19 protein-coding genes and 4 pseudogenes are annotated in these 25115 nt (G+C 64.8%); 12 read left to right on the plus strand and 11 right to left on the minus strand.

From position 1 onward, the window contains the following. Positions 1-69: 69 nt before the first annotated feature. From ACFYPJ_RS16975 to ACFYPJ_RS16985, 3 genes are all read right to left on the minus strand, one after another. On the minus strand, positions 70-975 hold the full coding sequence (locus ACFYPJ_RS16975; protein WP_389016975.1) for a hypothetical protein: 906 nt from the start codon (positions 973-975) through the stop codon (positions 70-72). Between the two features lie 609 nt (positions 976-1584). Then, the gene (locus ACFYPJ_RS16980) at positions 1585-3957 is read right to left on the minus strand and encodes a PQQ-binding-like beta-propeller repeat protein (RefSeq protein ID WP_389016978.1); all 2373 of its coding nucleotides are present in this window, start codon (positions 3955-3957) and stop codon (positions 1585-1587) included. Between the two features lie 175 nt (positions 3958-4132). Continuing rightward, positions 4133-4864: a VOC family protein gene (locus ACFYPJ_RS16985; protein WP_389016981.1), complete on the minus strand. Its 732-nt coding sequence runs from the start codon at positions 4862-4864 to the stop codon at positions 4133-4135. 122 nt (positions 4865-4986) lie between these two features. Here ACFYPJ_RS16985 and ACFYPJ_RS16990 point away from each other — a divergent pair, with 122 nt between their 5' ends. After that, positions 4987-5634: a TetR family transcriptional regulator gene (locus ACFYPJ_RS16990; protein WP_389016984.1), complete on the plus strand. Its 648-nt coding sequence runs from the start codon at positions 4987-4989 to the stop codon at positions 5632-5634. Positions 5635-5773: 139 nt separating this feature from the next. On the opposite strand, the gene ACFYPJ_RS16995 is transcribed toward ACFYPJ_RS16990, so the two are convergent. The 4 genes from ACFYPJ_RS16995 to ACFYPJ_RS17010 form a co-directional block, all read right to left on the minus strand. Further along, entirely contained in the window at positions 5774-6484 is a 711-nt protein-coding gene (locus ACFYPJ_RS16995) for a hypothetical protein (RefSeq protein ID WP_389016987.1), read from the minus strand. Between the two features lie 199 nt (positions 6485-6683). Then, positions 6684-7778, minus strand: a complete 1095-nt coding sequence (locus ACFYPJ_RS17000) for a hypothetical protein (RefSeq protein ID WP_389016990.1) — start codon at positions 7776-7778, stop codon at positions 6684-6686. Between the two features lie 219 nt (positions 7779-7997). Continuing rightward, positions 7998-8951 (minus strand): hypothetical protein, encoded by a 954-nt coding sequence (locus ACFYPJ_RS17005; RefSeq protein ID WP_389016993.1) that lies wholly within the window; start codon positions 8949-8951, stop codon positions 7998-8000. After that, positions 8948-9202 (minus strand): hypothetical protein, encoded by a 255-nt coding sequence (locus ACFYPJ_RS17010; RefSeq protein ID WP_389016996.1) that lies wholly within the window; start codon positions 9200-9202, stop codon positions 8948-8950. The genes ACFYPJ_RS17005 and ACFYPJ_RS17010 overlap by 4 nt, the downstream gene beginning before the upstream one ends. Before the next feature lie 104 nt (positions 9203-9306). On the opposite strand from ACFYPJ_RS17010, the gene ACFYPJ_RS17015 reads away from it, so the two are divergent. The 4 genes from ACFYPJ_RS17015 to ACFYPJ_RS17030 all read left to right on the plus strand — a co-directional run bounded on the left by ACFYPJ_RS17015 (position 9307) and on the right by ACFYPJ_RS17030 (position 13640). Continuing rightward, the gene (locus tag ACFYPJ_RS17015) at positions 9307-10146 is read left to right on the plus strand and encodes a Scr1 family TA system antitoxin-like transcriptional regulator (protein ID WP_389016999.1); all 840 of its coding nucleotides are present in this window, start codon (positions 9307-9309) and stop codon (positions 10144-10146) included. Next, entirely contained in the window at positions 10143-10352 is a 210-nt protein-coding gene (locus tag ACFYPJ_RS17020) for a DUF397 domain-containing protein (protein WP_389017002.1), read from the plus strand. Before ACFYPJ_RS17015 ends, ACFYPJ_RS17020 begins: the two co-directional genes overlap by 4 nt. 341 nt (positions 10353-10693) lie before the next feature. Then, positions 10694-11905 carry a hypothetical protein gene (locus tag ACFYPJ_RS17025; RefSeq protein WP_389017005.1) on the plus strand — a complete coding sequence of 404 codons (1212 nt, stop codon included), beginning with the start codon at positions 10694-10696 and terminating at the stop codon, positions 11903-11905. A 61-nt stretch (positions 11906-11966) separates the two neighbouring features. Next, entirely contained in the window at positions 11967-13640 is a 1674-nt protein-coding gene (locus ACFYPJ_RS17030) for a hypothetical protein (RefSeq protein WP_389017008.1), read from the plus strand. A gap of 94 nt (positions 13641-13734) precedes the next feature. On the opposite strand, the pseudogene ACFYPJ_RS17035 reads toward ACFYPJ_RS17030, so the two are convergent. After that, positions 13735-13956: pseudogene (locus tag ACFYPJ_RS17035) on the minus strand (recombinase family protein); the annotation flags it as partial. A 427-nt stretch (positions 13957-14383) separates the two neighbouring features. Here ACFYPJ_RS17035 and ACFYPJ_RS17040 point away from each other — a divergent pair. The 4 genes and pseudogenes from ACFYPJ_RS17040 (at position 14384) to ACFYPJ_RS17055 (ending at position 17943) form a co-directional block, all read left to right on the plus strand. Further along, complete coding sequence (locus ACFYPJ_RS17040) at positions 14384-15949, plus strand: hypothetical protein (RefSeq protein WP_389017011.1); 1566 nt, start codon at positions 14384-14386, stop codon at positions 15947-15949. A gap of 242 nt (positions 15950-16191) precedes the next feature. Continuing rightward, positions 16192-16551 (plus strand): annotated as a pseudogene (locus ACFYPJ_RS17045) (Scr1 family TA system antitoxin-like transcriptional regulator); the annotation flags it as partial. Continuing rightward, a pseudogene (locus ACFYPJ_RS17050) lies at positions 16551-16664 on the plus strand (DUF397 domain-containing protein); the annotation flags it as partial. The pseudogenes ACFYPJ_RS17045 and ACFYPJ_RS17050, both read left to right, overlap by 1 nt. Before the next feature lie 70 nt (positions 16665-16734). Then, positions 16735-17943, plus strand: coding sequence for a hypothetical protein (locus ACFYPJ_RS17055; protein WP_389017014.1), 1209 nt, complete (start codon positions 16735-16737; stop codon positions 17941-17943). Here the strand turns inward: ACFYPJ_RS17055 and ACFYPJ_RS17060 are convergent. After that, a pseudogene (locus ACFYPJ_RS17060) lies at positions 17943-18113 on the minus strand (nitroreductase/quinone reductase family protein); the annotation flags it as partial. The gene ACFYPJ_RS17055 and the pseudogene ACFYPJ_RS17060 overlap by 1 nt on opposite strands. Before the next feature lie 111 nt (positions 18114-18224). On the opposite strand from ACFYPJ_RS17060, the gene ACFYPJ_RS17065 reads away from it, so the two are divergent. The 3 genes from ACFYPJ_RS17065 to ACFYPJ_RS17075 all read left to right on the plus strand — a co-directional run bounded on the left by ACFYPJ_RS17065 (position 18225) and on the right by ACFYPJ_RS17075 (position 23141). Next, a complete protein-coding gene (locus ACFYPJ_RS17065; RefSeq protein ID WP_389017017.1) occupies positions 18225-20327 on the plus strand; it encodes a hypothetical protein in 2103 nt (700 codons plus the stop codon). A gap of 91 nt (positions 20328-20418) precedes the next feature. Beyond that, entirely contained in the window at positions 20419-21912 is a 1494-nt protein-coding gene (locus ACFYPJ_RS17070) for a hypothetical protein (protein ID WP_389017020.1), read from the plus strand. Positions 21913-22103: 191 nt separating this feature from the next. After that, entirely contained in the window at positions 22104-23141 is a 1038-nt protein-coding gene (locus ACFYPJ_RS17075; RefSeq protein ID WP_389017023.1) for a hypothetical protein, read from the plus strand. Between the two features lie 25 nt (positions 23142-23166). Here ACFYPJ_RS17075 and ACFYPJ_RS17080 read toward each other — a convergent pair whose 3' ends face one another. Both ACFYPJ_RS17080 and ACFYPJ_RS17085 read right to left on the minus strand, forming a co-directional pair. Beyond that, positions 23167-23643: a nitroreductase family deazaflavin-dependent oxidoreductase gene (locus ACFYPJ_RS17080; RefSeq protein ID WP_389017026.1), complete on the minus strand. Its 477-nt coding sequence runs from the start codon at positions 23641-23643 to the stop codon at positions 23167-23169. After that, positions 23643-24896 (minus strand): acyl-CoA dehydrogenase family protein, encoded by a 1254-nt coding sequence (locus ACFYPJ_RS17085; RefSeq protein ID WP_389017029.1) that lies wholly within the window; start codon positions 24894-24896, stop codon positions 23643-23645. The genes ACFYPJ_RS17080 and ACFYPJ_RS17085 overlap by 1 nt, the downstream gene beginning before the upstream one ends. Between the last annotated feature and the right edge of the window lie 219 nt (positions 24897-25115).

A 25115-nucleotide genomic window follows, 5' to 3' on the forward strand; every position in this document is an offset into this window, starting at 1 on the left:
CTCCGCGACCAGGCACATACGTCGACGGCCTGGACGGCCCGCAGCCGTGGACCCCGAATCGGCTGCGCGTCAGCTGCTGCCTCCTCTTGCACGTCCTCCCGGCTTCGGCCGACTGCCGTGGTTCACCGCATTGCTCCGACCCAGCCTTGGTGCATTGGGGTCCGTCATGGGCGCAGACGCGGCCGCATGCGGATCGAATTGCGACAGGCTGTCGTTGGCGGGACCGGCAAAAGGATTGATTTGCGCGCCCGGGGGAGGCGTGTACGACTGGGCCTCATTGGACCGGGCCGACTGGGCCGACTGGACCGGCTGGACCGGCTGGACCGGCTGGACCGGCTGGACCGGCTGGGCCGACTGGGCCGCCTGGAAGTCCATCGGGAAAGCGGACGCCGAAAACGCCTGGGCCTGGTTATAGGCCCGCTGGATCAGCGCCTCTCTCACCGGGTCCGGCAGGGGCTGGTCTGCCGAGTACGACTGAGACTGGGCCACCTGCTGGGAGAAATACGCGGCCTGATCCACACTGAGCGTCGTGCCCCCATACCCCTGGGACTGCTGAGACTGGGCCACCTGCTGGGAGAAATACGCGGCCTGATCCGCACTGAGCGTCGTGCCCCCATACCCCTGGGACTGCTGAGACTGGGCCACCTGCTGGGAGAAATACGCGGCCTGATCCGCACTGAGCGTCGTGTCCCCCGCATACCCCTGGGACTGCGGCTGTTGGTCGCCCCCCGAGTATCTCTGCGAGGCATCCAACGTGTACGTCGGGGGCAGATCACCCGGATAGTTCTGCGAGGATCCCGAAGACTGAGCCGGGGCCGACGTTTCTTGCCACATCTCGGCCCACGCCGCTGCCTGTTGCGGGTCCAGGCTTTCGCGGTCGAACCGGTTAGGGTCCTCCGCTTCAGGCGTCCCGCGGCCTTGTTGCCGGTTCCAGTCCCGCAACTGGTTCTGAGCATCCTCTTCGTATGCGGCCACAAAGGTGTCCGAGGGCTGGTCCTCGGCAGCGGCCACCGTCTGGTAGCCAGGCAGTGACGACTCCGGCCCTGCCGGCTGCGCCGGTCCCGTCCGTCTCTGAAGCCGTCTGAACTCCGCGTCCATGAGCCGTTGCGCGACCACTGGGTCGATCTCGCCGCTCTGCGGAGCTTGTCCTCGCTCCACCTCTCGCAAATGGGCCCGAGCCCGGCGCCCATGAGGGTTGTTCGAAGGGAGACCGTCCCCCTGATCCCGCTGACCCTCACCTGCCATGCCTGCCACCTTCCCGTGATCGCTTCAGGCGCTGCCAAGACCTGCAACGGTCACCGAGGCAGTCCTCCACCGGCCCGCTGTCGCCCGTGCGCTCCGCTCGCCCGATCCGGTCAGGCCGGACACCTCCCCAACGGACGGGGCGCGGACATGGTTCAAATCCCGGGCATTCTGGAGGCCTCCTCCGGCTGCGGCTGCCGCACCCGAAATCACCATCGCCCAGCCCCGCCCACCCGCACCGAACGAACAACCCCACCCAGGGGCGCGGGGAACTGCGCGAAAACCCCCACCCGCCCGCACCCGAAAACCAACCCCGCTCCCCCGACCCGGCGGAGCGAACCGTCACGCCGTGCGCGCCGTCCCCGTCCCCTTCTCCGCGTCCAACGCGTACACGCACCGGTCCTTGCTGCACGCGTAGACCACCCCGTCCGTCACCACCGGGGATCCGGTGATCTCCCCGCCGGTGGCCAGCTTCCACCGCAGTCGGCCGTCGTCGGACTTGAGGGTGTACAGCAGGTGGTCGGTGGAACCGAAGTGGATCCGGCCCTCGGCGACCGTCGGGGAGCCGACGATGTCGCCGCCCGCCTGGAAACGCCACTTGGGCGTGCCGGTGACGGCGTCCAGCGTGTACAGGCCCTTGCCGCTGCCGACGTGCACGTGCCCCCCGGCGACGAGCACCGGCTCGATGGACGACCGGGCCTCGGTGGCGATGCGCCAGCGGTCGCGGCCGTCGGCGGCGTCGAGGGCGTAGACCGTGCCCAGGTAGTCGGCCAGGTAGATGCCGCCGCCGGTGACGGCGGGGCCGGGCACGAAGGCCGGCGGGCAGAGGAAGACCGCCGGGGCCTCGAAGTGCCAGCGGACCCTGCCGCTCGCCACGTCGATGGCGAGGACGCGGGAGCCGGCGGAGACGTACACACAGCCGTCGGGGGCGTGGGTGAGGCGTACCGGGACCCCGCCGCAGGAGGCGGCGTCGCCGATCGGGTAGGACCAGCGCTCCTCGCCGGTACGGGCCTTGAGGGCGCGCAGCCGGGCGTCCTGCCAGATGAACACGGTGCCGTCGTGGACGACGGGCCCGGCCTCGGCCTCGGGGGACTCGAAGTCGGTCTGACAGCCGCTGGTCTCCCACAGCTTTTGGCCGTCGGACGCCTCCCACGTCTGGACGCCGCCGCCGCGGGTGCCGGTGACGACCGTGCCCCGGTCGACCTTCAGGGAGTACACCCAGGCGTCCGTGGACACCCGCCACAGGTCGGCGCCCTCGCGGGCCTCCAGGGCGAACAGGGTGGGGCCGTCGGAGGCGTGGATACGGCCGTCGGCGACCGCCATCGCCCAGGCCACGTCGCGGGTCTTGAAACGGCGCCGGCCGGTGGCCACGTCGAGCGCGTGCACCTCGAAGGAGGTGACGTAGACGAGGTCGCCGGTCACGGACGGGGTGCCCCAGACGTCGTTGGACATGCGGAACCGCCAGGGCCGCCAGCCCGCCGCGGTCTCCGGCGGCGCGGGCGCGGGCGCCGGTACGGCCGGGTCGGCGCCGGTGACCCCGGTGCGGGGGCGGGACCAGTGGGCGGTCAGGCCGGCCTCCGGCGGGGGTGCCTTGACCGCGGCGGCGCGGGCGTCGGAGACCCGCGGGCCGGGGCCGATGGGCACCTGGCCGCCGGCCAGCCGGACCGGCCCGGCGTCGGGGGCGGGCGCGGGGCCGGGGACGCCGGCCGGGCCGGGGGCGGTCGGGACCACCGGGTCGTACGAGGGCGGCGGCGGCATCGCGGGCACCGCGGGCCGGCCGCCGCTGCGCGGGCCGACGGGCGCGGGTCTGACGGCGGGCCGCCCGCCGCGGCGGGCCTCGATGAGGGCCACGGCCTTCTCGGGCAGCCACGCGGAGGCGGTACCGCTGTCGTCGGACCCCGAGCCGTACAGATGCGGAGCGAGCTGGGCCTGAAGGTCGGCCGGATTCGGCCGGCCCGTGGCCTCCATCTGCATGCAGGACTCGATCAGCGGGCGCAGCTCGTCCGGCAGGCCCGCCAGGTCGGGGCCCTCGCGCAGCAGCATGAAGACGGTCTCGACCGGGTTGGCGCCGTGGAAGGGCGGATGCCCGGTGGCGGCGAAGACGAGCATCGACCCGAGGGAGAACACGTCGCTGGCGCCCGTGACGCTGCGCGAGTCCTTGGCCTGCTCCGGGGACATGTAGGCGGGCGTGCCGACCGCGACGTTCGTCATGGTCAGACGGGTGTTCGAAACACCGGAGGCGATGCCGAAGTCGATGACCCGGGGGCCGTCCTCGACGACGAGCACGTTGGACGGTTTGAGGTCGCGGTGGACGAGACCCGCCCCGTGGATGGACTGGAGCGCCTCGGCGACGCCCGCCGCGAGCCAGCGGACCGCCTGGGCGGGCAGCGGCCCGCAGTCGTTCACGATTTCTTCCAGGGAGGGTGCGGGCACGTATGCCGTGGCCAGCCAGGGCACCGCGGCCCGCGGGTCGGCGTCGACGACCGCGGCGGTGTAGAAGCCGGACACCGCGCGGGCCGCCTCCACCTCGCGCGTGAACCGGACCCGGAAAAGCTGGTCCTCGGCCAGCTCCGTGCGGACCGTCTTGATCGCCACCCGGCGCCCGGACGCCGAGCGGGCGAGATAGACCAGCCCCATGCCGCCGGCACCCAGCCGCCCCAGCACTTCGAACGGCCCGATCCGCCGTGGGTCGTGCTGTGTCAGCTGATCCACCACTTGCCTGCCACCTCCCCGTACGGGCCGCGCCGCCATGTGTGCGCGGCCCAGTGCAGCGTCTCACCACCGCACCGCCGTGGCGGCACGCACCCCGATTCTTCCTGGCGCGGGCACAGGTTGCGAACCCGCCGACATCCGGGGTGTCTGCCAATAACTAGGACATTTTGTCGATATGTCAGCGCTCCAGCAGCGCAAAGGACGCCCCTTGATTGTCCGTGACGACGGCCACCCGGCCGTACGACGCCTCGAAGACCGGCGCCTGCACCCGGCCGTCCAGCCGTTGCACCGCGGCCACGGCCGCCGCGCAGTCCGCCACCCGGAAGTGGACGAGGAAGTGGGGCGGCATCTCGGCGGGGAAGACGTCGGAGACGGGGGCCCGGCCGACGTCCGGCTCGATGTCGGTCCCGAAGAGGGCGTCGTGGAAGAGACCGCCGTAGAAGGCGTTGGCCGCCTCGGTGTCCCGGGTGTACAGCTCGGCCCAGCCGAAGGTGTCGGTCTCGTGCCGGCGCCCGAAACCGCGGTGGCGGCGCATCTGCCACAGGCCGAAGACGGCGCCGTCCGGGTCGGCGGCGAGGGCGGCCGTGCCGAGGTCGCCGACCGGTTCCGGGGGCGTCACGACCTGCCCGCCGACCGCGATGATCCGCCCGCAGAGCCGCTGGGCGTCGGGCGTCGCGAAGTACAGCGTCCACACGGTGGGCATCCGACCGTCCGCCTTGTGCGTGAGCCCGGCGACCGGCGAGCCGTCCTTGCAGCCCCACACCGTGGCCTCGGTCCCGGGTGTGACCTCGTCGAAGGTCCATCCGAACAGCTCACCGTAGAACCGCCGGCCCGCCGCCAGGTCGGGAAGCTGCGCGTCCACCCAGCACGGGACGCCCTCTGCGTACACCGATGCCCTGTTTTCGGCCATGCCGCCAAAGTAACCGCGTCCCGCGCACCCCGCAGACCAGGCACACCACTCTCCGTACTCGCGTGCACCCCATTTGCAGTCGGCCGAATCGCGCTCCGATCACCCCTCGGTAAGCTGACGGCATGACAGGACAAGTGCGTACCGTCGACGGCCGCGTGGCCGGTCGGCGTGGGCAGGCGACCCGGCAGAAGCTGCTCGACTGCCTCAGCGAGATGCTCAGCTCCTCCCCCTACCGGGACGTCAAGGTCATCGATGTCGCCCGGAAGGCGGGCACTTCGCCCGCGACCTTCTACCAGTACTTCCCGGACGTCGAAGGTGCCGTCCTGGAGATCGCCGATCAAATGGCCGCCGAGGGCGCCGGGTTGACCGAGCTGCTGGCGGGGCGGTCCTGGACCGGCAAGGCCGGTTGGCAGACCGCACAGGAACTCGTGGACGGATTCCTGGACTTCTGGCGCAAGAACGACGCGATCCTACGGGTCGTGGACCTCGGCGCGGCCGAAGGGGACAAGCGGTTCTACAAGATCCGCATGAAGATCCTCAACTCGGTGAACAACTCCCTCTCCGAGTCCATCGCCGAGCTCAAGGCGAAGGGCCGGGTCGACAAGGACGTGAACCCCGCGGCGGTCGCGGGCTCACTGGTCGCGATGCTCGCCGCGGTGGCCTCGCACCAGAAGGGCTTCCAGTCCTGGGGCGTCAAGCAGGCCGAGCTGAAGCCGAACCTGGCGCTGCTGATCCATCTGGGCGTGACCGGCAAGAAGCCCACGAGGTAGGCCACTTCTCCGGCACGTTCTCTTATCGGGCGCCCCAAGTCCTGTCTGGCGGGCGGTGGTTCACTCGTTGCGGGTGGGCCGCCGCCCGTCGTGCCATGCGGACCGGCCCTCGGTGGGCAAGCCTCGTCGGAACGGTTGCTTACCGGCGCCGGCGGCGTTGGGCCGGGCGCTCCTGCGTGGTGGCGCTGAAGGAGGAATCGGACGGCGACGAGGCCGCCTCGGACCGGGGGCGTCGCTGGCCTGCGAGCGCGGCGACGGACGTCCTCGCGGGGTCGAACCGGAGCCGTACCTGCGGCTGATAAGCATTTCGGTCCACCGTCACCTGCCCGCGGTCGACGGCCGTCGGAATCCCGTGACGCGCGAACGCGGCACCTATCGCCGGCATACGCGACCAGTTCGCGAGATTCAGCCCCGGCCGTTGCATCTCGCTCAGCAGGCGCGAGAGGGATTCGTGAAGGACGGGGTCGGGCCACACTCCAGGATTGCTCGCGAAATGGGTGTCAAGCTCATGAACGAGCTGATCCTCCCAGCCACTGGGACGCGAGGCGGCGTCGAAACGCATGTAGACGCGCCGGACACCATCGACACAGTCGACGTCGGCCAGCGGCATCCCGTGGTAGTCGAACGTGTTCCGCAGGTGCTCCGACATCCACGCCGCTTTGACCTTGGGGCCGTTGTTCAGGTGGTCCACCAGTCGGCCGAGCGGAACGCCCCGGCCCTCGACCAGGCAATCATCCTCCGACTCAGGGATGCGACCGCGCGCGCCGTGCATGTCACACCAGTCCTGGACAGCACGAGCGTAGTACTGCTGGAGGAGCGACTCTTCGCTTGGGGGTTCGATCCAGGGCATCCGCGACTCCATTCTTTATTCTTTTCCCGCTTCGAGGGTGGGGAGCGGGCGTGCATGCATGCACGCCCCGTGAGAAATGACGACGGGCCCACGCCGCAAAAGGTTCAACGCGGAGGCCGTTCCGACCCCCAGGTCCGCGCGCGCCCCGCATGAGTCAGGACCCCTTGGGTGTCACCTCGCGGGTGTCACCTCGTGGATGTCACCTCGCGGGTGTCACCCTCGGCGCCCGGGAAGCGGACGGCGCCGGCCTCGCCGGACCTGCCGGGGGCGGGGTGGTCCGGGGCTGTTGCCCGGCGGGGGTGAGAGCCATCACCAGGGCGGCGTTCACCGGCGGGACAGGGCCACGGTCGGCCCCCCGGCCGGGCTGCTCCTGCGCTGTTCCGGGAGAAGACCGAGCCGGGTTGTGGGGCGCGGCGCCGACACTGTTGTTCCACGTGGGCAGCAGCGGCACCCCCGCGGGACTTGCCGCCGCGACGCGAGCCGTCACCTCGGATCCGATGATCACGCCGTACGAGATCGCTTCCACTGTCGCGGATGCCGCACGAACGAGGTCGATGGATCTGTGCGTGAGCACGCCGTCGAGCGCACCGGAACTGCCTATGGCATAGCCGAGCGCACCCGCCATGTTGAGCACTCCGCCGAACATTTTGCCGTAGTTCGGCTTCGGTAGATTCTCGTCCGGGTTCTTGTACGTCCGCACGCAGGCCCGGAACTCGTCGAAGAATGCCTGCGCCCCTACGAGTCCGTTGATCGCGAGCCCCGCCGAATACCACGGCTTGCTCTGAATTCCGGTGCCGTAACCCTGAAGCATGTACGAGTATCCTTCGCGCCCGGCGTCCATCGCCCTCCGGGCGAGGGAGACCCTGGCACGTTCCGGATCCCCGGAGGATCCCTCTATGACCAGGTAGGCTCCGCCTGCGAGCTGTGCCCCGGCCCCGGCCCACGACGGGCCGACCGCCCCCACATTCGACGCGGCATATACGCCGAGCCCCGCCATATTGGCAATCCCGGCACCGACTTTGTAGTAATTGAGGTCCGAGTTCTCGCTGTCCCGCGCCCATCGGACGACCTCTTCCAGGACGGCCTTGGCTCCCACGTCCCCGTTCACGCCGACTCCGATGGCGTACACCAGGGGACTCTGCGCAAAGATACCTGCCGCCTGAATGGCATGCGGAGCACCCTCAAGACCGGATTTCCCCATGATCTCGGCGATCGTTTTCCACGGCATCTCCGCGATAGTCTTCCGAGTCAGCTCGATGCTGAATTTCCAAGGCGATGTGAGATAACGGACCACCTGAGAACCCGCCACGACCGTACACCCCTACCTGATCTTCATTCCGGTGAGTCACGCCACCTCAGAAGACGTGGGGAGCCACGATCCGGGATCAACCCCTTGCGGCTTCCATACACGGAAGGGATTTTTATTGACGGATTCCGAACACGAAGCCCGAGCGGCGCCCCGCCCCGAAGGCGCGGGCGATGACCTCGCGCCGGGTCGTTTCGGCCCCGCGGGTCAGCGGCGGGGAACGCCCCACTCGTTCAGCCGTTCCGCGACCCAGGCGTGGCCGACATGGAAGGAGCGGGCGAGGGAGGCGATGGACTCGCCGTCCCGGTAGCGGGTGACCACTTCGGTGCGGCGGTCGGTGAACTCGGCCTGTGCCGCGCGTACTTCGGTTCTCGTCCGGCGGGGCATGCGCCCGCGGAACAGCCGCCTGGCGGGGCGGCGGTGCAGGTGCGCCCCGTAGCGCTGGCGGCGCGGAACACCCCACTCGTCGAGCCGGAGCGCGAGCCAGCCCGGGGTCACTCCGTACGCGTCGGCGATCCGGGCCAGCGGCTCCCGGGCCCCGTACCGCTCGATGATGGTCTGCCGGTCCGCCCGTGCGGCCTGGCGCGCGGCGGCCTTCTCGGCGGAGGTCGGGCGGCCCATGCGCCTGCCTCCAGGGGGCCACGGCGAGTCGGCGGGCCGTACGGAGAGGATGAATGTGCCGCCCGCATCGGGCACCCGGACCACCAGCGGACCCCCGGCCCTGAGCTGCTCACGAGCCGCGCGCTGCTCGTCGGGGTCGGTGGCCCACACCCGGAGTTCGGCCGGACAGTCGGGGGCGGGTCCCGGCGCGGGTACGGGTTCGGGCGGGGGTAGGGATTCGGGTTCGGGCGCGGGTTCGGACGCGGGCACGGATACGGGTTCGGGTGCGGGCACCGGTCCGGGTGCGGGCACGGATGCGTGCGCGGGCGCGGACACAGGCGCCGTACGCATGGCCGGCCGCACCCACGCCGACCGCTCCGGATCCGGGTCCAGCCGGTCCGCGATCCGCAGCGCCTCGCCGCACAGCCAGCCGAGCGCCGGTTCCGCGGAGGTGGTCCGGACCGCGCCCAGGACGTACTGCACGGTCCCGGCCGCGCCGAACGCCGGCCCCGCAACCCGTACCTCCGCCCGATAGCCCGCGGGTTGCGGACCACCGCTCACAACACCTCACCCCGGCTCCGTGCGTTCGCGCGGGCGGTTTCGGCACGCAGCCGCTGCGCGGGGCTGGCCAGGCGTACGGCCGCCGGGTCAACGGCCCACTCCCGTCCACCCGTTACGGCACGCAGATACCAGCGGCCGAGCAACTCCCCTCGAAATTCGCCGACTTGTTCGTGCACGTCCACCAATAGCGTTCCGATCGGCGGTACCTGGGGAGGCTGCTGCCGCTTGGTGGGATTGTTCGTGATGGACACGACGACTCCTCTCTGTAGTGACTCCACTACCGGGCGGATCCAGCGTGGCCCACAGTCGGAAACCCTTCAAGTAACCGAGATTGAAGGAAGGACCTGGTGGTGACGTGGTCAACCGCAAGGAGTTGAACCCCGAGAGGAGCCCGCAAGCGGCCTACGGGGCACGTCTGCGCAGCTTGCGAGAGAAGCGCGGGTGGAACCAGGAGGAGCTGGCCGAGCGTCTGGAATATTCCAGCCAGCATATTTCGGCCGTTGAAACTGCTCGCAAACCGCCGACCCTCCCCTTTTCGCGTAAGGCCGACGTCGTCTTCGGGACCGCCGGGAGCACCAACTCGCTCGAACGCGAGTGGCGCGACCTGCGGCACGGCAACCTGCTGGAGGGCTTCACGGAGTACGTCGGGTACGAGGGCCGAGCGGTGGAGATCCGGTTGTACGAGATCGGGATCATCCCTGGTCTGTTGCAGACGCCGCAGTACGCACGGGTGCTGGCAGACGCCGCCCTGCAACGAGGGGCCATCACGCCCGAGCAGGCCGCCGAGCGCGTGTCGTTCCTGGCGGAGCGGCAGGCGCTGCTGGAACGGGAGCGTCCGCCCATGGTGTTCCTGGTGATGGACGAAAGCTGCATCCGCCGACCGATCGGCAGCCCGGGAATCATGAACGCCCAGCTTGAGCGACTGATCGAATTCGCCGCCCGGCCCAACACCGTGCTCCAGGTCGCGCCGTTCGACATAGGAGAGCGCCGCCATCTCAACCTGCCGGTCAACCTGCTGACGCTGTCGGACCGGTCCGTGATGTGCTACGCGGAGTCCCAGACCCAGGGACATCTTGATCGCGAAATCGCTTCTGTCGTACCCATCTTGACGGCCTACCATCAACTACAGGCCGAAGCGCTCTCCCAAACGGCATCCGTGTCCATGATCAACCAGGTACGAAAGGGCATCCTGTGACGACCGAATCCCCCCGCTGGTTCACGTCCTCCTACAGCGACAACGGCGGCAACTGCATCGAGGTCGCCACCAACCTCGCCACCCCCCACGGCCTCATCCCCGTCCGCGACTCCAAGAACCCGCACGGCCCGACCCTCACCCTCCCCACCCACGCCTTCACATCCTTCCTGACAGGCGTCAAGGCGGGGGAGTTCGCCACCGCCTGACCGCCCGGCCGCCCGGCAGTCCGGCCCCAAGGCCCCGCCACGCCTGACCCCAAGACGTCCGGCACGGCGGGGCCTCCCGTGCCGCCCCGGGTGAACCGCACCGCCCAGAGCCCTCTCTCCCCCGGGACTCAATGACCCCGCATTGGCCCCGCATACGGTTCACGCACCGAACCGCCGCCGTCCCGCGCCGCCATCCCGCGCCGGCGTTCGATCAGCCGGCCTGATTCACTCGCCCCTCTCTGTTGACCTTCGACGCAGCAGTGAACCGCAGGAAGCCTCCACCCGTAGTGTCTGCACGCAAGCCGATATGAGAGGACGCGGCCGTGAGGACTCCGCAGGAGATGGACGTCATGCAAAGACGTCTGGACGCCGACCGCGACACACTTCCGGTTACTCGCGACCGAGTCGCGCAACAGCAGCGGAACTTCGGCTACAACGACGCCCAGATCGCCTCTTTCACCGACGCCGCCAGCAGACTCGTCGCCTTGAACGAATACCGGGGCAGGGGGATCGAGTGGACCGAGCGGGACCCGGCGGGCAATGAGAGATTCAAGCAGCTGCGTGAGCAGGAGCAGCAGGACCGTGCAACGGTGATCTCAGCGCTTTCGGGAGTCATCTCGTACGCAGAGGGCACCGGACGCCCGGAGGTCGCGGCCACCGCCGCCGACCTGCGCGTTCACCGCGCTCGTTTCGAGTCGATCCCCCGGCAGCAGGACGGACTGCACCAGGCCCGCCGGGAATACGCCGAGCAGATCACCCGCAGTACCAAGGACGCGATCCCCTACTCAAGTAACCAGATCGTCGACTACGCCCGTAGCGGTGGCCGGAGTTACGAGCTTTACCAGGAATACTTATCGGACGACGATTACCTGCAGCCCGGCGACACGGACGAGATAGCGGTCGCCCAATCCGCGGTCATCGGCGCTCACTTTGGGACCGGCACCTGCCACGAGCACAGCGCCTATGCCTTCACGGAGGCGATGAGGACCATGCCGGGCACCCACGTGACAATGGCGAACGTCCCGCCGGAGCATGGAATGGTGATCATCGGGCCACCGAACCGCCCCGAGTCGGCGCATGTGGACACCTGGCCCCTGAACCCGAGCGTCACGTCCCCGGAAACATACGGGATCGACAACATCCAGGAAGGTTTCGAGGTCGTCAGGGCCGTGGCCGACGGGCGGGACCTCCGTGCGGAAGCACGACAGCATATTCAACCGCTCCCGGAGCGCCCAGCACCCCTACCGCCCATCTCGCCGGCACAGGCTGCCGCCCGCATGCGGACCATGGACGGCATCGACGAGCTGACGCACTTCATCACCCGCACGTCCGACCACCGCGCCGACAACAGTCGTGAGCAACTTCAGCAGGGCGGCCTCACGCTGAGCCGGGAGGCGTTCAGCGCCACTCTCGCCGCGCGGGCGTCGCTGAGAACTCCTGACTCGCTTACGCACGCGAACCCGCTCGGCCGCCTTGTCCACACCGGCCTGGCAGGCGTCAAGGCGGCGGGGCCTCCCACGGCGGCCCGAGCGGGCAGCACTGTCCCCAATTGATTACGGTCGTACCTCCGGTGGGATAACAAGCAGGAAAGCACGGACCACAGCCTCATCGAGGATGAATGAAAACCAGCCCGAACCAAAAAACGGAGGAAACATGTATGGGGAGCAGAAGGAAGAGTTTTGGAAAGAGTTCAGTAAAGGACTGGACTTCTACTTCGGCAACCGCGACAACCGGGGCACAATTCCGTCACAAAAATACCAGCCCGTAGTAGATGGAACCATCATCCGCAATTTCGGACGAAATCTGCAACGCTTCATAATAAAAGGAAAGATGTCCGAGGATTGCCCGGAACAGGTCCAGGCGCAGGTGAAAGAATACAACCTACTGACCCAGGAGAACAAAAATATTATCGCTGCAAGGAGGTCGTGGGCGAAGGCTCCCCATTCGCGCGTTTCTCTTCCGGGCGGAAAGAGGATTGAAAGGCGGCCCGGACGAGAAAAAGGCGCAGATTACTGGCTAAAATTCAATAAGGGATTGTTCGAGTACGTCGCCATCCCCCCCGACAGGCGAGAAAAATCACTACAGAATTCTGACCCCGAAGCGGATGATGACACTCCCTTCAGATTTTTTGCCCGGGCTTACCAACGCTACATCGAAGGGGGGTTTCCCAAGACTGCCCCGAAGTACGTCAAAAGTAATATGATAAATCACGGTCTACTGAACAAGGAGGGCAAGCTCATCAACTTCCCACAGCCCCTCCTTCCACTGCCGAACCCCGCCACCTCTTCACACAGTGACGTCCCGGGCGTTTCTTTTTCAGGAATGCCAAAAGAAGTAGATTGGAAAAGATTCAATGAGGGATTGCGCGAGTACGCCGCCATCCCCCCCGACAGGCGGGAAATTTCACTACAGAATTCTCACCCCGAAGCGGATGATGACACTCCCCTCAGATTTTTTGCCCGGGCTTACCAACGCTACATCAAATGGGGGCTTCCCAAGAAAGCCCCGAATTACGTCAAAAGTAATATGATAAATCACGGTCTACTGAACAAGGAGGGCAAGCTCATCAACTTCCCACAGGGTGTTTCTTCATATCCGGAAGATTTCATACCCGACCCCACCGCTATCGGCGTGCAGGCGAGCGGAACCCTCGACCCGCCCTCGCCGCACGACGGTCTCGGCGGTCGATTCAGCCCACCGCTCAATTATTTCGTGCCGAACTTCACTCCAGACCAGATGACAGGGACTGCTGACGGAGACAATTGGGAGACCACTCAACTGGTGGATCAACCGCAGGAAATCGCGATGAACGACTACCTGTTTTCACCGTACGAACCCCTGTTTCTGGAAGCTTCCTCGCCGGTGCCCGACCATGGTGACTACCTGCAGACGAGCGAGTTCGGCTTCTTGCCGAACTTCGATGCACAACAGATGCTGCCGACGGCTGATGGAGGATTTGAGACACCCCACCCGGACAGCCCTCGGGTGTTCCCCCATCAGACAGCCCAGTCTCAGGACAACCCGACGGCCAACGGCCTGTCATCTTCCGGATCCATGTCATTGCTTCCGATCAATCCGGCAGCACTGCTTGATCCCCGGTCAGCAGATGCCTTGCCCTATAGCAGCCCTCTGGGCGCCTATCCACATGCGGGAAACTCTATGCAGTATCCCGATATCTACACCCGGCATGCGAGCGGAAACTCTGCCTCCTCCGGTCAAGTCAGCAGCAATAGGCACAGGACACCACCGCCGGGCAATACCCCTCCCAAGGCAGGTAGGAGCAGGTAGGAGACGGAGCCGTTCCTCGTACTGAGCACGGGTGCCGACGCGGAGCGGATCGAGCCGCTGCTGCCGAAGACGGAGCGCCTCTTCCGCCGGCCAAGTCATCGGGGCGCGCGAGCCATGCGCCGAGTCGGGGACGGTCGCACGGGCCGAATTCGGACGCGCTCACGTCAAGATGCCCAGCTTTGCGGAGCTGGTCGCTCTCGCTGAAGTCGATGCCGAGTGCAGATGCGGCCATGTCGTCGGCCTCGTGCTGCCGTTCAGGGCTGGTGGTCTCGTCGGTGAGCACGGAGCGCCGACCGCAGACGGGGATGCACAGCAACCGCTCGGCTGGGAGCCGACCACCTGTAGTCCCTAGGAGTGACGACCTTGGGAACTGGTACCTCTAATGTCGGCCCATGACGGAAGAACCAGGCCGCCGCCGTGTCCGTTGGCACCCGTTATGTGCCCGTGTGGGGCTTGTCGCACTGACGGTGTTCGACCGCTGTTGACGTAGCCGATTCCGGACCTCGCGCAGCAAGCCCTGGCTGGTGAGGGCGTCCGAGATCTGGCCACCGCCGCTGTGCTGATGCGGCACAGGTTTCCGCTGACCGCCTCCCTCGTGCCTGCCCGTGGTGCGCACGGAGACCTTGCGGGCCCGCGCCGAGATCGACGGCCGTCCCCGTGACTGCCCCGGGCAGTCGGGAAAGCGCCGACGGTGACCTCTCGGAGAAGTTTGAAAACCAGCCCGGACGAAACACGGAGGAATCATGCTGTCAAGACGAGAGGCGCCACCGGAAGCGGGGTGGGCGGCATTCAAGAAGGCTCTGGACCAATACTACGAAAAAGAAGCAAACGTAGGTACAATTCCACCATCTAAGTATACGGTCGTAGTGAATGGCATCAAGGTCAACCTCGGGCACGACCTTGACCAATTCAGACTCAGGGGGATTCCTGAGGGCTGCCCGGTAGATGTCCGGAATGCGATCGAGTTCTACGGAGTAGTGGGGCCGGTCGCCCAATTTTTGCACAGCGCAAAGGGCTCGATGAGGTCTGCCGCTCAGTGGGCAGCATTCAAGAAGGCACTGATCCAGTACTACGAGAACAGGAACAACCGGGGCAAACTCCCGGCACAGGATTACTCGCCCGTAGTAAATGGCATCACGGTCAACCTAGGAAAAAGCCTCCACAGTTACAAGGGCAAGGGAGCACCTAAAAACTGTCCGGACGACATCCGGAAGCTGATGGAAAGCTACGGAGTATTGGAGCCGCACGCCTCCCATGCCCCGCGTCGGATAAAGTCTGCCGCTCAGTGGGCAGCATTCAAGAAGGCACTGATCCAGTACTACGCGAACAGGAACAACCGGGGCAAACTCCCGGCACAGTCTTACTCGCCCGTAGTGGATGGCATCACGGTCAACCTGGGACTAGACCTTAGAAATTACAAGCAAAGAGGAGTACCTAAGAAGTGTCCGGACGACATCCGGAAGTTGATGGAAAATTTTGGATTGGTGGGCGATCCCTCTCATCAGATGGCCGCCCCCGCCGCCCCTGACGCGTGGCTTTCAAGACGGGCTGGGCGCGAATCGTCGGGATTCCCGGAAGACCAGGCAGTAGTTGCCCCACCGCTCGACCCGCTGCCGGTGGCGGGTGGAGGATTCGAGACGCTGTACCCGAACAGCGACTGGGAGGTTGCCCGTCCGATAGCCCCCTCTCAGAGCCATGCAATGACCGGCGACCTGTCAACACACAGCCCCACGCCTACATACACGGTCAATCCAGTAGCACCCTTTTTCTCCCCATCAGCAAACACCTTCCCATCCGGCGACATTCCAGGCACATACTCAAACTCGGAGATCTACATACCGGATCCCGCCGTCACCGACACCTGGAATACGAGCGGGCACCTTGACCCCTCCTCGCAGTACGACGATCCGACCGGGCCACTCGACGCCCCACCGACATCCGAATCCCTGCCGGACGGCGACGCACAGCAGCTGGTGCCGATGGTCGTCGGAGACGGGACACCGTACTCAGACGGCGACTGGACAGCCCTCTCTCAGAGCCATGCAATGGCCGGCGACCTGTCAACACACAGCCCCACGCCTACATACACGGTCAATCCAGTAGCACCCTTTTTCTCCCCATCAACAGACACCTTCCCGTCCGGCGACATTCCAGGCACATACTCGAACTCGGAGATCTACATACCGGATCCCGCCGAGATTGACGCCTGGAATACGAGCGGGCACTCTGCCTCGTCCAGCCGGGCGAGCGGCAGCGGCCGGAGGACGCAACGGCCGGTCGGCAACAGGTCCAAGGGACACCGGAGATAAGCCGTTCCTGGTGTGCGCCGTATAAGACGGTGCCTTCGGCTGAAGGACGTTGTAGATTGCGATCTTCATGGCTGGTGAGAGATCTGCCGCTGGTAGTGGCAGGCTCGGGACCGGGCTTGACGGCGCCGTCGCCAGGCGGACCAGCCGAGGTGATGTGCGGCTGGGCGGACGGCTCGGGTGGCGAGCGCGGTGCACAGGCGCTGGATCTCGTTGCAGGTCGGCGACATCAGCTCGTCCGAGGCCGGGTGTTTGCCGACGCCGCCCTGCGACGAGGGGCCATCACGCCCGAGCAGGACATCGAGCGCGTCTCGTTCCTGGCGGAGCGGCAGGCCTTCCTGGAGCGGGGGCGTCCGCCCATGGTGTTCCTCGTGTTGGACGAAAGCTGCATCCGCCGGCCGATCGGCAGCCCGGGAATCATGAACGCTCAGCTTGAGCAGCTGATCGAGTTCGCCGCCCAGCCCAATACCGCGCTCCAGGTCGCGCCGTTCGACATAGGAGAGCGTCGCCATCTCGACCTGCCGGTCAACCTGCTGACACTGTCGGACCGATCCGTGATGTGTCATGCGGAGTCGCAGACCCAAGGGCATCCTGTGACGACCGAATCCCCCGCCGGTTCACATCCTCCTACAGCAACAACGATGGCAACTACATCGAGGTCGCCACCAACCTCGCCGCACCCCACGGCCGCATCCCCGTCCGCGACTCCAAGAAGCCGGACGCCACGGCGGCGCGGGCAGGCAGGCTCATCGGCGGATCCACCCCTACCCGAAGAAAAGGAATAAATCGTGCCCAAAAAGAGTCAAACAATGGACGAGTATTGGGTGATATTCGAGAAGGTGTACGACAACTACTACGCGGACCCAAGCAGGCGAAACCAACTGCCGCCATATTATTACGCCCCCGAAATCGATGGCATCAAATTCCCATTCGGGCGAAACATGCGCAAGTTTCTAAAAAAGGGAGGCGACCACAAAACCTGCCCGGACAGACTCAAGACGAAGATACAACTGGATAACCCAGAATTGTTTAACGACGAATCCAGGGCCGCAACGAATGAAGGGAACAAGGGACGTCGGGCGGCATTCGAGAAGGCAGTCCAAAAACACTACCAGGATCCCGACAATCTGGGCAGTTTGCCATCGAAATCCAAAAAAGACACAATTGACGGCGTCACAGTCAACTACGGACAAAGCTGGAATCGTTGGCGAAAGCACGGGTATCCCAAAAATATGTCCGATCCCCTCAGGAAAACGCTGGACGGCTACGAGCAGGAGGCTGAAGTCGCTCACCTGGCGGCCCTACAGTGGCCGACCGGGCAGGGACTGCCGGAATCCTCCAGCGGCCAGGAAGTGACTGGGGCGGTCGACTATTCGGCAGCTGACGGGGTATCCCAGACACCCTCGGAGTTCACCCATCCGGCAACTGAGCATCAGGGCGACACGATGAGCGCCGGCCTGCCACAGTCCGAACTCACCGAACCTACGTCTCCGTATCCGTTCAGCCAGGTGGCGCAGTTTGCTTCCATGCCAGTGGAAACCCAGCCAACAGATACCTTTTCCTACGGTACTTTTCCAGGCGCTGATTCATCTTCGGCAGCTTTCCTGCCGGACGACTACTACAATCCACAGATGACGGCCGGCGTCGAATTCCAGACACCGGATGCGAACAGTTACTCGCAGGATCATGGCAACATGATGGGCAGCGGCCTGTCACCGTCCGGACACCTGCCGTGGAATCCGACCTATTCGTTGGCGCCGCTTGTTCCCCAGCCGGCAGATTCGGCAGATTCTTTCGCGCCCGAAGACCTGCTGGACACTCAATCATATTCGACGACCGATTACACCGCCGCGCTCAATTTACCGCCGACAGCCCAGACTCAGGCCTACCCGACGGACAGGTACTCGTCACAGTCCGGGCACACGCCTCCGCGTCCGTTCTCACCAGCTCATCGCGGCCAGAGGCACTCCAGCGGCGCCAGAGGCATGCGCCGCTGAGTCGGCCTCCTGGCAACGGCGTACATCACTCCCGGACCAGCCGGCAGGTTGTACGTCCACGCCGGATGCTCCGTACGCCCGAAGTTGGACCCCACCAGCAGCCAACTGCGCCCGTCGTCCCCGGGCATGGAGGCGAGCGGCGTGTGCAGCGGCTGCCCGCTGCGGGCCCCGCGGCGAGCACGACGGCGGCCAGTGCATCGAGGTCGCCACCGACCTCGCCACCCCGCTCGGCCTCATCGAAGAAGACTGAAAACCAGCCCGAACGGAAAAACGGAGAAAACATGCCAAGGTCAGAGTTTTGGGAAGGGTTCAGTAAGGGACTGGACTTCTACTTCGCCAACCCCGAGAACCGGGGAACAATTCCGTCGCAAAATTACCATCCCGTGGTTGATGGAACCACCATCCACTATTTCGGACGAAATGTCCAACGCTACATATTGGGAGGGCTACCTGAAGAAAGATGCCCGGAGTACGTCCGAGAGAAGGTGAAAAAATACAACCTGTTGACCGAGGAGAACAAAGCCATAGTGGTCGCAAGGAATATGAGAAAAAATGCCAAGCGCCCGCAAGCATTCGAGCAGGAGCCGTGGAGCGTTCAGCCTCTGAGCAACATTAGGGACAGCGGCTCGTCACAGTCCGAACTCCAGCATTCGTTTCCGGTCAACCCGGCTGCGCCGCCTGTTTCAACATCAGCGGATCTCTTTCCGTCCGGTGATCTTCCGGGCGGAAATAAGACAGTAAAACGGCCCAGGCGAAAACGCGAAAAAACTAAGTTGCCGAGACAAGATTATTGGCGAAGGTTCAATGAGGGGCTGGACGAGTACCTCGCCACCCCTCCCCACCGGCGCACACTTCCAACACAAACTCCCGCTCTCGCAGCGGATGACACTCCCCTCAAATATTTCGCACGGATTTACGAACGCTACATATTTGCAGGAAAACTGCCCAGCGATTGCCCGAATTACATCAAAGACAAGTTGAGAGGTCATAACCTGCTGAACAAGGAGAACGTGCCTATCAACCCACCGCCCCTCGATGCCCTGCCGAACCCCTCTACCTTTTCGTACGGCGGCCTTCCGAATGCTTCTTCGTATTCGCAAGATTTCATACAGGACCCCACCAATATCGGCGACCCGCATGCGAGCGGAACCCTTGCCCCACCCTCCGCACAGCACGAAACCCAAAGGTTTCTCAAAAGAAATGAGTACTGGGCGCTGTTCGACAAGGCATACGACGACTACTACAGCGACAAAAAGAATTTGGGCACCTTTCCGCCATTCAGCTACGCGCCCAAAATCGATGGCACCACATTCCTATTCGGACGAAACATGCGCAATTACATCAGAGAGGGAGGCTTCAAAGATTGCCCGGATAATCTCAAAGCGAAGATTGAAAGTTCAGGATTGCTGGAAGACGACGTCAGAGCCGCACTGGCCAAACGTAATCAGAAAAAAGGACCTGGAGATTGGGCCGCATTCGAGGAGGCCGTCCGTAGGCATTACAAGAATCGCCTAAATTTGGGCAGACTGCCGCTACGATCCGCATGTACGGAAGTGGATGGCGTCACAGTCAGATACGGAGACAACTGGGCGGATTGGCGAAAGAATGGGTACCCAAGAAACATACCGGAGTCACTCAAGAATCAGCTGGAAGGTTATCAACGGGAGTCTGAACTGTCTGAGTTGATGGGCCCTGGGCGGGCGGCTGAGCAGCCACCGTCGGGAATCTCCGAAGACCGGGAAGTCATCAGCACAGCCGACAACCCGGCGACTGGCGGAGGATCTCAGAGCAACACGGTGGGCGCCGACCTGCCACACTCCGAACTCACATCTTCCTTTACGTTCAACCAGGCAGCGCCGTTTGCTTCCATGCCAGGCGGTACTCAGCCAACAGATACCTTTCCCCACGGTTTCCTTCTGGACGCTGATTCACATGGGGCGGCTCCCCAGCCATACGTCCCCGGATTCGATGTCTGGCCGGACAACTATGCGCCACAGACGGCGCTGGGGACTGACGAAACATTCCAGACACCGTATGCGAACAGTTTCTCGCAGTTTGCCTGTCCGATGGATCCGGACCAGGACAACATGATGAGCAGCGGCCTGCCACCGTCCGGATACATGCCGTGGCTTCCGACCGATTCGGTGGCGCCGCTCGTTGCCCAGCCGGCACAGACTTTCTCGGCGCCCAATGGCCTGCTGGACGCTCATTCGTATCCGGCGGCCGGGTACCCCGCCGCGCTCACTTTCCTTCCGGAAGCCCAGACTCAGGCCAACACGCCGGGTGTCTACCCCTCACAGACCGGGCACATGTATCCACAGCCGTTCTCACCAGTTGATCGCGGCCAGTCGCACTCCGGCAGCGGCAGTGGAATGGGCCGCTGATTCGGCATCCTGGCAACGGCGTGCCTCACTCCCGGACCAAGCCGGAACGCCGGGTGGCAGGCCGAACCGTCCAACCAAAAAAGGAGCAAACATGCAGACGAGGGAAGAGTTTTGGGAAGGCATCAGTAAGGGACTGGACTTCTACTTCGGCAACCCCGACAACCGGGGCACAATTCCGCCACGAAGTTACGAGCCCGATGTGGATGGAACCACCATCCACAACCTGGGACGAAATCTGCAACGCTACATACTAGCAGGAAAGCTGCCCGACGATTGCCCGGAGAACGTCCAAGCGAAGGTGAAGCAGCACAACCTACTGACCCAGGAGAGCAAAGACATAATCGCTACAAGGCGGTGGAAATTTCCCACGTACTCGCGAGCGATAGCTCAGCATCCGATCAACTCTCTGGGCAGTGACCCGTCACAGCCGGAACTCCCGTATACATTTCCGGTCAACTCGGTGGCGCCGCTCGTTTCTACATCAACAAATCTCCATCCGCATGGTCCTCTTCCGGGTGGAAAGAGGACTGAAAGGAAGCGCGGACGAGAACGAGTAATGCCAAATGCAGATTTTTGGCAAAGGTTCAATGAGGGACTGTGCGAGTACGTCGCCATTCCCCCTGACATGCGGAAAACTTCAATAGAGAACTCTAACCTCCAAGATGCAGATGACACTCCCTTCAGATTTTTCGCACGGAATTACCAACGCTACATCGTAGTGAAGGAGATGCCCAAAGCTTGCCCGAAATACGTCATAAATAAGATGAGAGAACACGGTCTACTGAACGAGGAGGGAAAACTTATCAACCTCCCACAGTCCCCCATTCCCCTGCCGATCCCCGCCACCTTTTCATACGGTGACGTTCCGAGTGTTTCTTCATATGCGGAAACTTTGATACCGGCCCCCACGGATATCGGCGACCCGTATGCGAGCGGAACCTTCGACCCGGCCTCGCAGTACGACGGTCTCGGCGGACAATTCGGCACCCATGCACCGCTCAGCTATTTCCTGCCGAACATCACTCCACACCAGCTGACACAGACTCCTGACGGAGACAATTGGGAGACCACCCAAGTGGTGGATCAAACACCGGGAATCGCGACGAACAACTACCTGTTTTCACCGTACGAACCCATGTTTCTGGGAACGTACTCACCGGCGACCACCAATGGTGGCGACCTGCACACGAGCGAGTTCGACTTCCTGCCGAACGTTGCTGCACAACAGTTGCTGCCGACGGCTGATGGAGGATTTGAGACACCCCACCCGAACAGCGCTTGGGAGTTCCCCCATCAGACAGCCCAGTCTCAGGACAACATGACGTCCGACGACCTGTCACTTTCTGGATTCACGTCCTTGCCTCCGATCAATCCGGCAGCACCGTTTGATTCCCAGCCAGGAAATGCCTTGCCCTATAGCAGCCCTCCGGGCGCTTATCCACATGCGGGAACTTTTATGCAGTATCCCGATATCCACGCCTGGCATGCGAGCGGGAACTCTGCCTCCTCCGGGCAAGTCAACAGCAATCGGCACAGGACACCACCGCCGGGCAATACCCCTCCCACGGCAGGTAGGAGCAGGTAGGAGACGGGGCCGTTCCTCGTGCTGAGCACGCGTGCCGACGGGAGCGGGCTCGATCCGCTCCCCCAAGTCGTGCGGCACGATCCACGGTGAAGTCCCCGCGACCCGGACAACGCTCGACTCGTCCACCCACGTCGCCTGTGTGGGACGCAATGCAAGCCCGGACCGAATGAAAACACGGAGAAATCACGCCGATGCCCATTTCAGAAAAACAAGAAAAATACTTTGAGAGGTTCATCAAAGCGTATGGCATTTACTACGGCAAAAGTGAAAATCAGGGCGTGATTCCAAAAAAAGAAGATATTTTCGAAGTTGAAGAGGAGCCCTTCCGCTTCGGAACGCAACTCCACAGGTATATACACGCCGACCGCCTCCCCGAGGGCTTCCCAGAAGAAATAGCTAGTGACATGAAAGCTCGCGGATTGCTGAGCGAAGAAGCGAGAAATGCCCTGACGGAAAGGAAAGGAAGAACATCTTCTGCACCATGGAAAGAACTCGAGAAAGCTGTCGAAGAATTTTACAAGAATCCCAAAAATTTCAGCAGATTTCCAAGTAGAAGGCAACCATTCACGGCGACTGACGGCAGCACCATAAACTTCGGAGCCCTTTGGTACCGGGCGCGCAAAAAGGGATGCTATCCCCACGGAATGCCAAACTCCACCAGGGAGATGTTTGAAAAACATCCAGTTTCGTGGGCGGCATTCGAGGAGGTGATCCGTGGCCATTACCAGAACCCTCGAAATCTGGGCGAATTCCCATCAAAATCTGAAAAGAGCGTGGTGGGAGACATCATCGTCAGATATGGAGAGATCTGGGACTATTGGCGAAAGAACGGGTATCCCAGAGAAATGCCGGAGTCTCTCCGGAAACTGTTGGAAGGTTATCAACGGGAAGTCGAGATCGCCGAGCTGGCAGCCCCGCAGTGGTCGCAGGCGCCGTCGGGCAACACGATGAGCACCGCCGCGTCACAATCCGAACTCACGTCTTCGTTTCCGTTCAACCGGGCGGCGCCGTTTGCATCCTTGCCCCATCAGGGCCCAGCCGGCGCAGCGCTTCCGGCGGAGGACGCTGATTACCCCGCCGCGCTCAATTTCCTGCCAGTACCCCAGACTCAGACCAACACGCCGGGCGACTACCCGTCGCAGCAGTCCGGATACACGTATCGGCATCCGTTCTCAACAGCTCATCACGGCCAGTCGCACTCAAGCGGTGGCAGGGGCATGCGCGGCTGAGTCGGCCTCCTGGCGACGGCGTGCCTTACTCCCGGACCAGCCGGAACACCTGGATCCGACGCGCCACCCGGTCCTGATAGGCCGCGTACGGCGGCCAGAACGCCAGCAACGCCCGCCAGGCCGCCGTCCGTTCCTCCCCCTCCAGCAGCCGCGCGGTGACCGCGATGTCCCGGCCCTGCCAGTTGATCGACGCGTGGGGCCGGGCCAGCAGGTTGTACGTCCACGCCGGATGCTCCGTACGTCCGAAGTTGGACCCGACGAGCAGCCAACTGCGCCCGCCCTCCTCGGGCATGCAGGCGAGCGGCGTGTGCCGCGGCTGCCCGCTGCGGGCGCCGGTGGACGTCAGGACCGCGCCGGGCAGCATCCGCGAGCTGAGCAGGACCCGGCCGCGGCTGAGCCGGTGCACGGCCCGGTCGAGCGCGGGCACCACGTGCGGGGCGACCTGCGCGAACGTCCTGGTGGCGGACATCTTCTGCACCAGCCGCACACCGATGCCGGCCATCAGACGGCCACCTTTCCCTGCTCGAAAAGCCGCGCGTCGTCGGCGGCCCGGGCGCGCAGCCGGTGCACCGGGCCGAGGAGCAGTTCGTCGCCCGCCGCCCGCTTGAAATACAGGTGGGCCTCATGCTCCCAGGTGAACCCGATCCCGCCGTGGAACTGGATCGCCGCACCGGCGGCCGTCCGCAGCGCCTCCAGCGCCTGCGCGAGGGCCAGCCCACCCGCCCGCTCGCCGTGGACGGTCGCCCAGGCCGCGTAGTAGGCCGCCGAGCGGGCCGCCTGGATCTTTACGTACACGTCGGCCAGCCGGTGCTTCACCGCCTGGAAGGAACCGATCGTCCGCCCGAACTGCTCGCGCTGTCCCACGTACTCGACCGTACGCTCAAGCGCCCGGTCTGCGGCCCCGACCGCCTCGGCGGCGAGTACGACGGCGGCCGTGTCACCGACCGTGCGGAGTGCGCCGAGCACGTCCGCCGCGCCCTGGTTCTCCGCAGAACTTTCCTCGCCGACTGTCTCGCCGGCTGTCTCTCCGGATGACTCGCCGGCTGTCTCTCCGAGCAGTTCGGCCGGCACGTCCCGCAGTTGCACCCAGCCCTGCGGCCGGGTCGCGTCGAGCGCCGTCTGCCGTCCGCGGGTCACTCCGGGCGCGTCCCCGGCCACCAGGAAGACCAGGGTCCGCGACCGGGCGAACCCGCCGGTGTGCGCGGCGACCAGCAGCAGACCGGCGCTGTGACCGTCCAGCACCTGGCGGACCTCCCCGTACAGCCGCCAGCCGCCGTCCGCCCGCCGGGCCTGTACCCCGCCCGCCCGGCCGCCGCCCGCCCAGTCCCCGGCGTTGTCGCCGGTCAGGCCGAGGACGGTGGCGAGCACGGTACCGGGTACGGCGAGCGCGGCGGTCAGCGTCCCGGAGGCGATGCGCGGCAGCAGCGCGGCACGCTGCGCTTCGGTGCCGAGGGCGAGGACGAGCGGTGCGGCGAGTACGGAGGTGGCGAGCAGCGGTGAGGGGGCGAGGGTGCGGCCCGTCTCCTCGCAGGCGAGGGCGAGTTCGGTGGCCGTGCAGCCGACACCGCCGTACGTCTCGGGGAGGGCGAGTCCGGGCAGCCCGAGCCGGTCGGCGAGCGCCTGCCACAGGGCGGGGTCGTGGCCCGCGGGGGTGTCGAGGGCGGCGCGCAGGTCCTGCGGACCGCAGCGGGCCTGGAGCAGGGCGCGCAGGGTGCGCCGCATCTCGTCCTGTTCGGCGGTGAGGCGTGCGTCCATGGCTGTTCCCTCCAGATCTGACGGTGCGTCATATTAGGTGCCTCGGGACCGGATGCCCAGGGCCACGACACCTGCCACGGACCCCCATATCTGATGTACCGTCAGATTCATGGCAGCGGAGCATACGGAAGGCGAGCACGCGGAAGCCGAGCACACGACGGAACGCACCGCTACGGAGCACACGGCGACGGAACGCACGGCTACGGCGGAACGTACGGC

Source organism: Streptomyces sp. NPDC006012 (assembly GCF_042871185.1).
Lineage (GTDB): Bacteria > Actinomycetota > Actinomycetes > Streptomycetales > Streptomycetaceae > Streptomyces.

What these genes read in the sequence shown, in the direction of transcription:
- ACFYPJ_RS17040 (WP_389017011.1), top strand. Translation starts at nt 14,384, where the DNA reads ATGCTGTCAAGACGAGAGGCGCCACCGGAAGCGGGGTGGGCGGCATTC.
- ACFYPJ_RS17080 (WP_389017026.1), bottom strand. Translation starts at nt 23,643, where the DNA reads ATGGCCGGCATCGGTGTGCGGCTGGTGCAGAAGATGTCCGCCACCAGG.
- ACFYPJ_RS16985 (WP_389016981.1), bottom strand. Translation starts at nt 4,864, where the DNA reads ATGGCCGAAAACAGGGCATCGGTGTACGCAGAGGGCGTCCCGTGCTGG.
- ACFYPJ_RS17030 (WP_389017008.1), top strand. Translation starts at nt 11,967, where the DNA reads ATGAATGAAAACCAGCCCGAACCAAAAAACGGAGGAAACATGTATGGG.
- ACFYPJ_RS17065 (WP_389017017.1), top strand. Translation starts at nt 18,225, where the DNA reads ATGCCAAGGTCAGAGTTTTGGGAAGGGTTCAGTAAGGGACTGGACTTC.
- ACFYPJ_RS17075 (WP_389017023.1), top strand. Translation starts at nt 22,104, where the DNA reads ATGCCCATTTCAGAAAAACAAGAAAAATACTTTGAGAGGTTCATCAAA.
- ACFYPJ_RS16995 (WP_389016987.1), bottom strand. Translation starts at nt 6,484, where the DNA reads ATGCCCTGGATCGAACCCCCAAGCGAAGAGTCGCTCCTCCAGCAGTAC.
- ACFYPJ_RS17085 (WP_389017029.1), bottom strand. Translation starts at nt 24,896, where the DNA reads ATGGACGCACGCCTCACCGCCGAACAGGACGAGATGCGGCGCACCCTG.
- ACFYPJ_RS17025 (WP_389017005.1), top strand. Translation starts at nt 10,694, where the DNA reads ATGGACGTCATGCAAAGACGTCTGGACGCCGACCGCGACACACTTCCG.
- ACFYPJ_RS16990 (WP_389016984.1), top strand. Translation starts at nt 4,987, where the DNA reads ATGACAGGACAAGTGCGTACCGTCGACGGCCGCGTGGCCGGTCGGCGT.
- ACFYPJ_RS17070 (WP_389017020.1), top strand. Translation starts at nt 20,419, where the DNA reads ATGCAGACGAGGGAAGAGTTTTGGGAAGGCATCAGTAAGGGACTGGAC.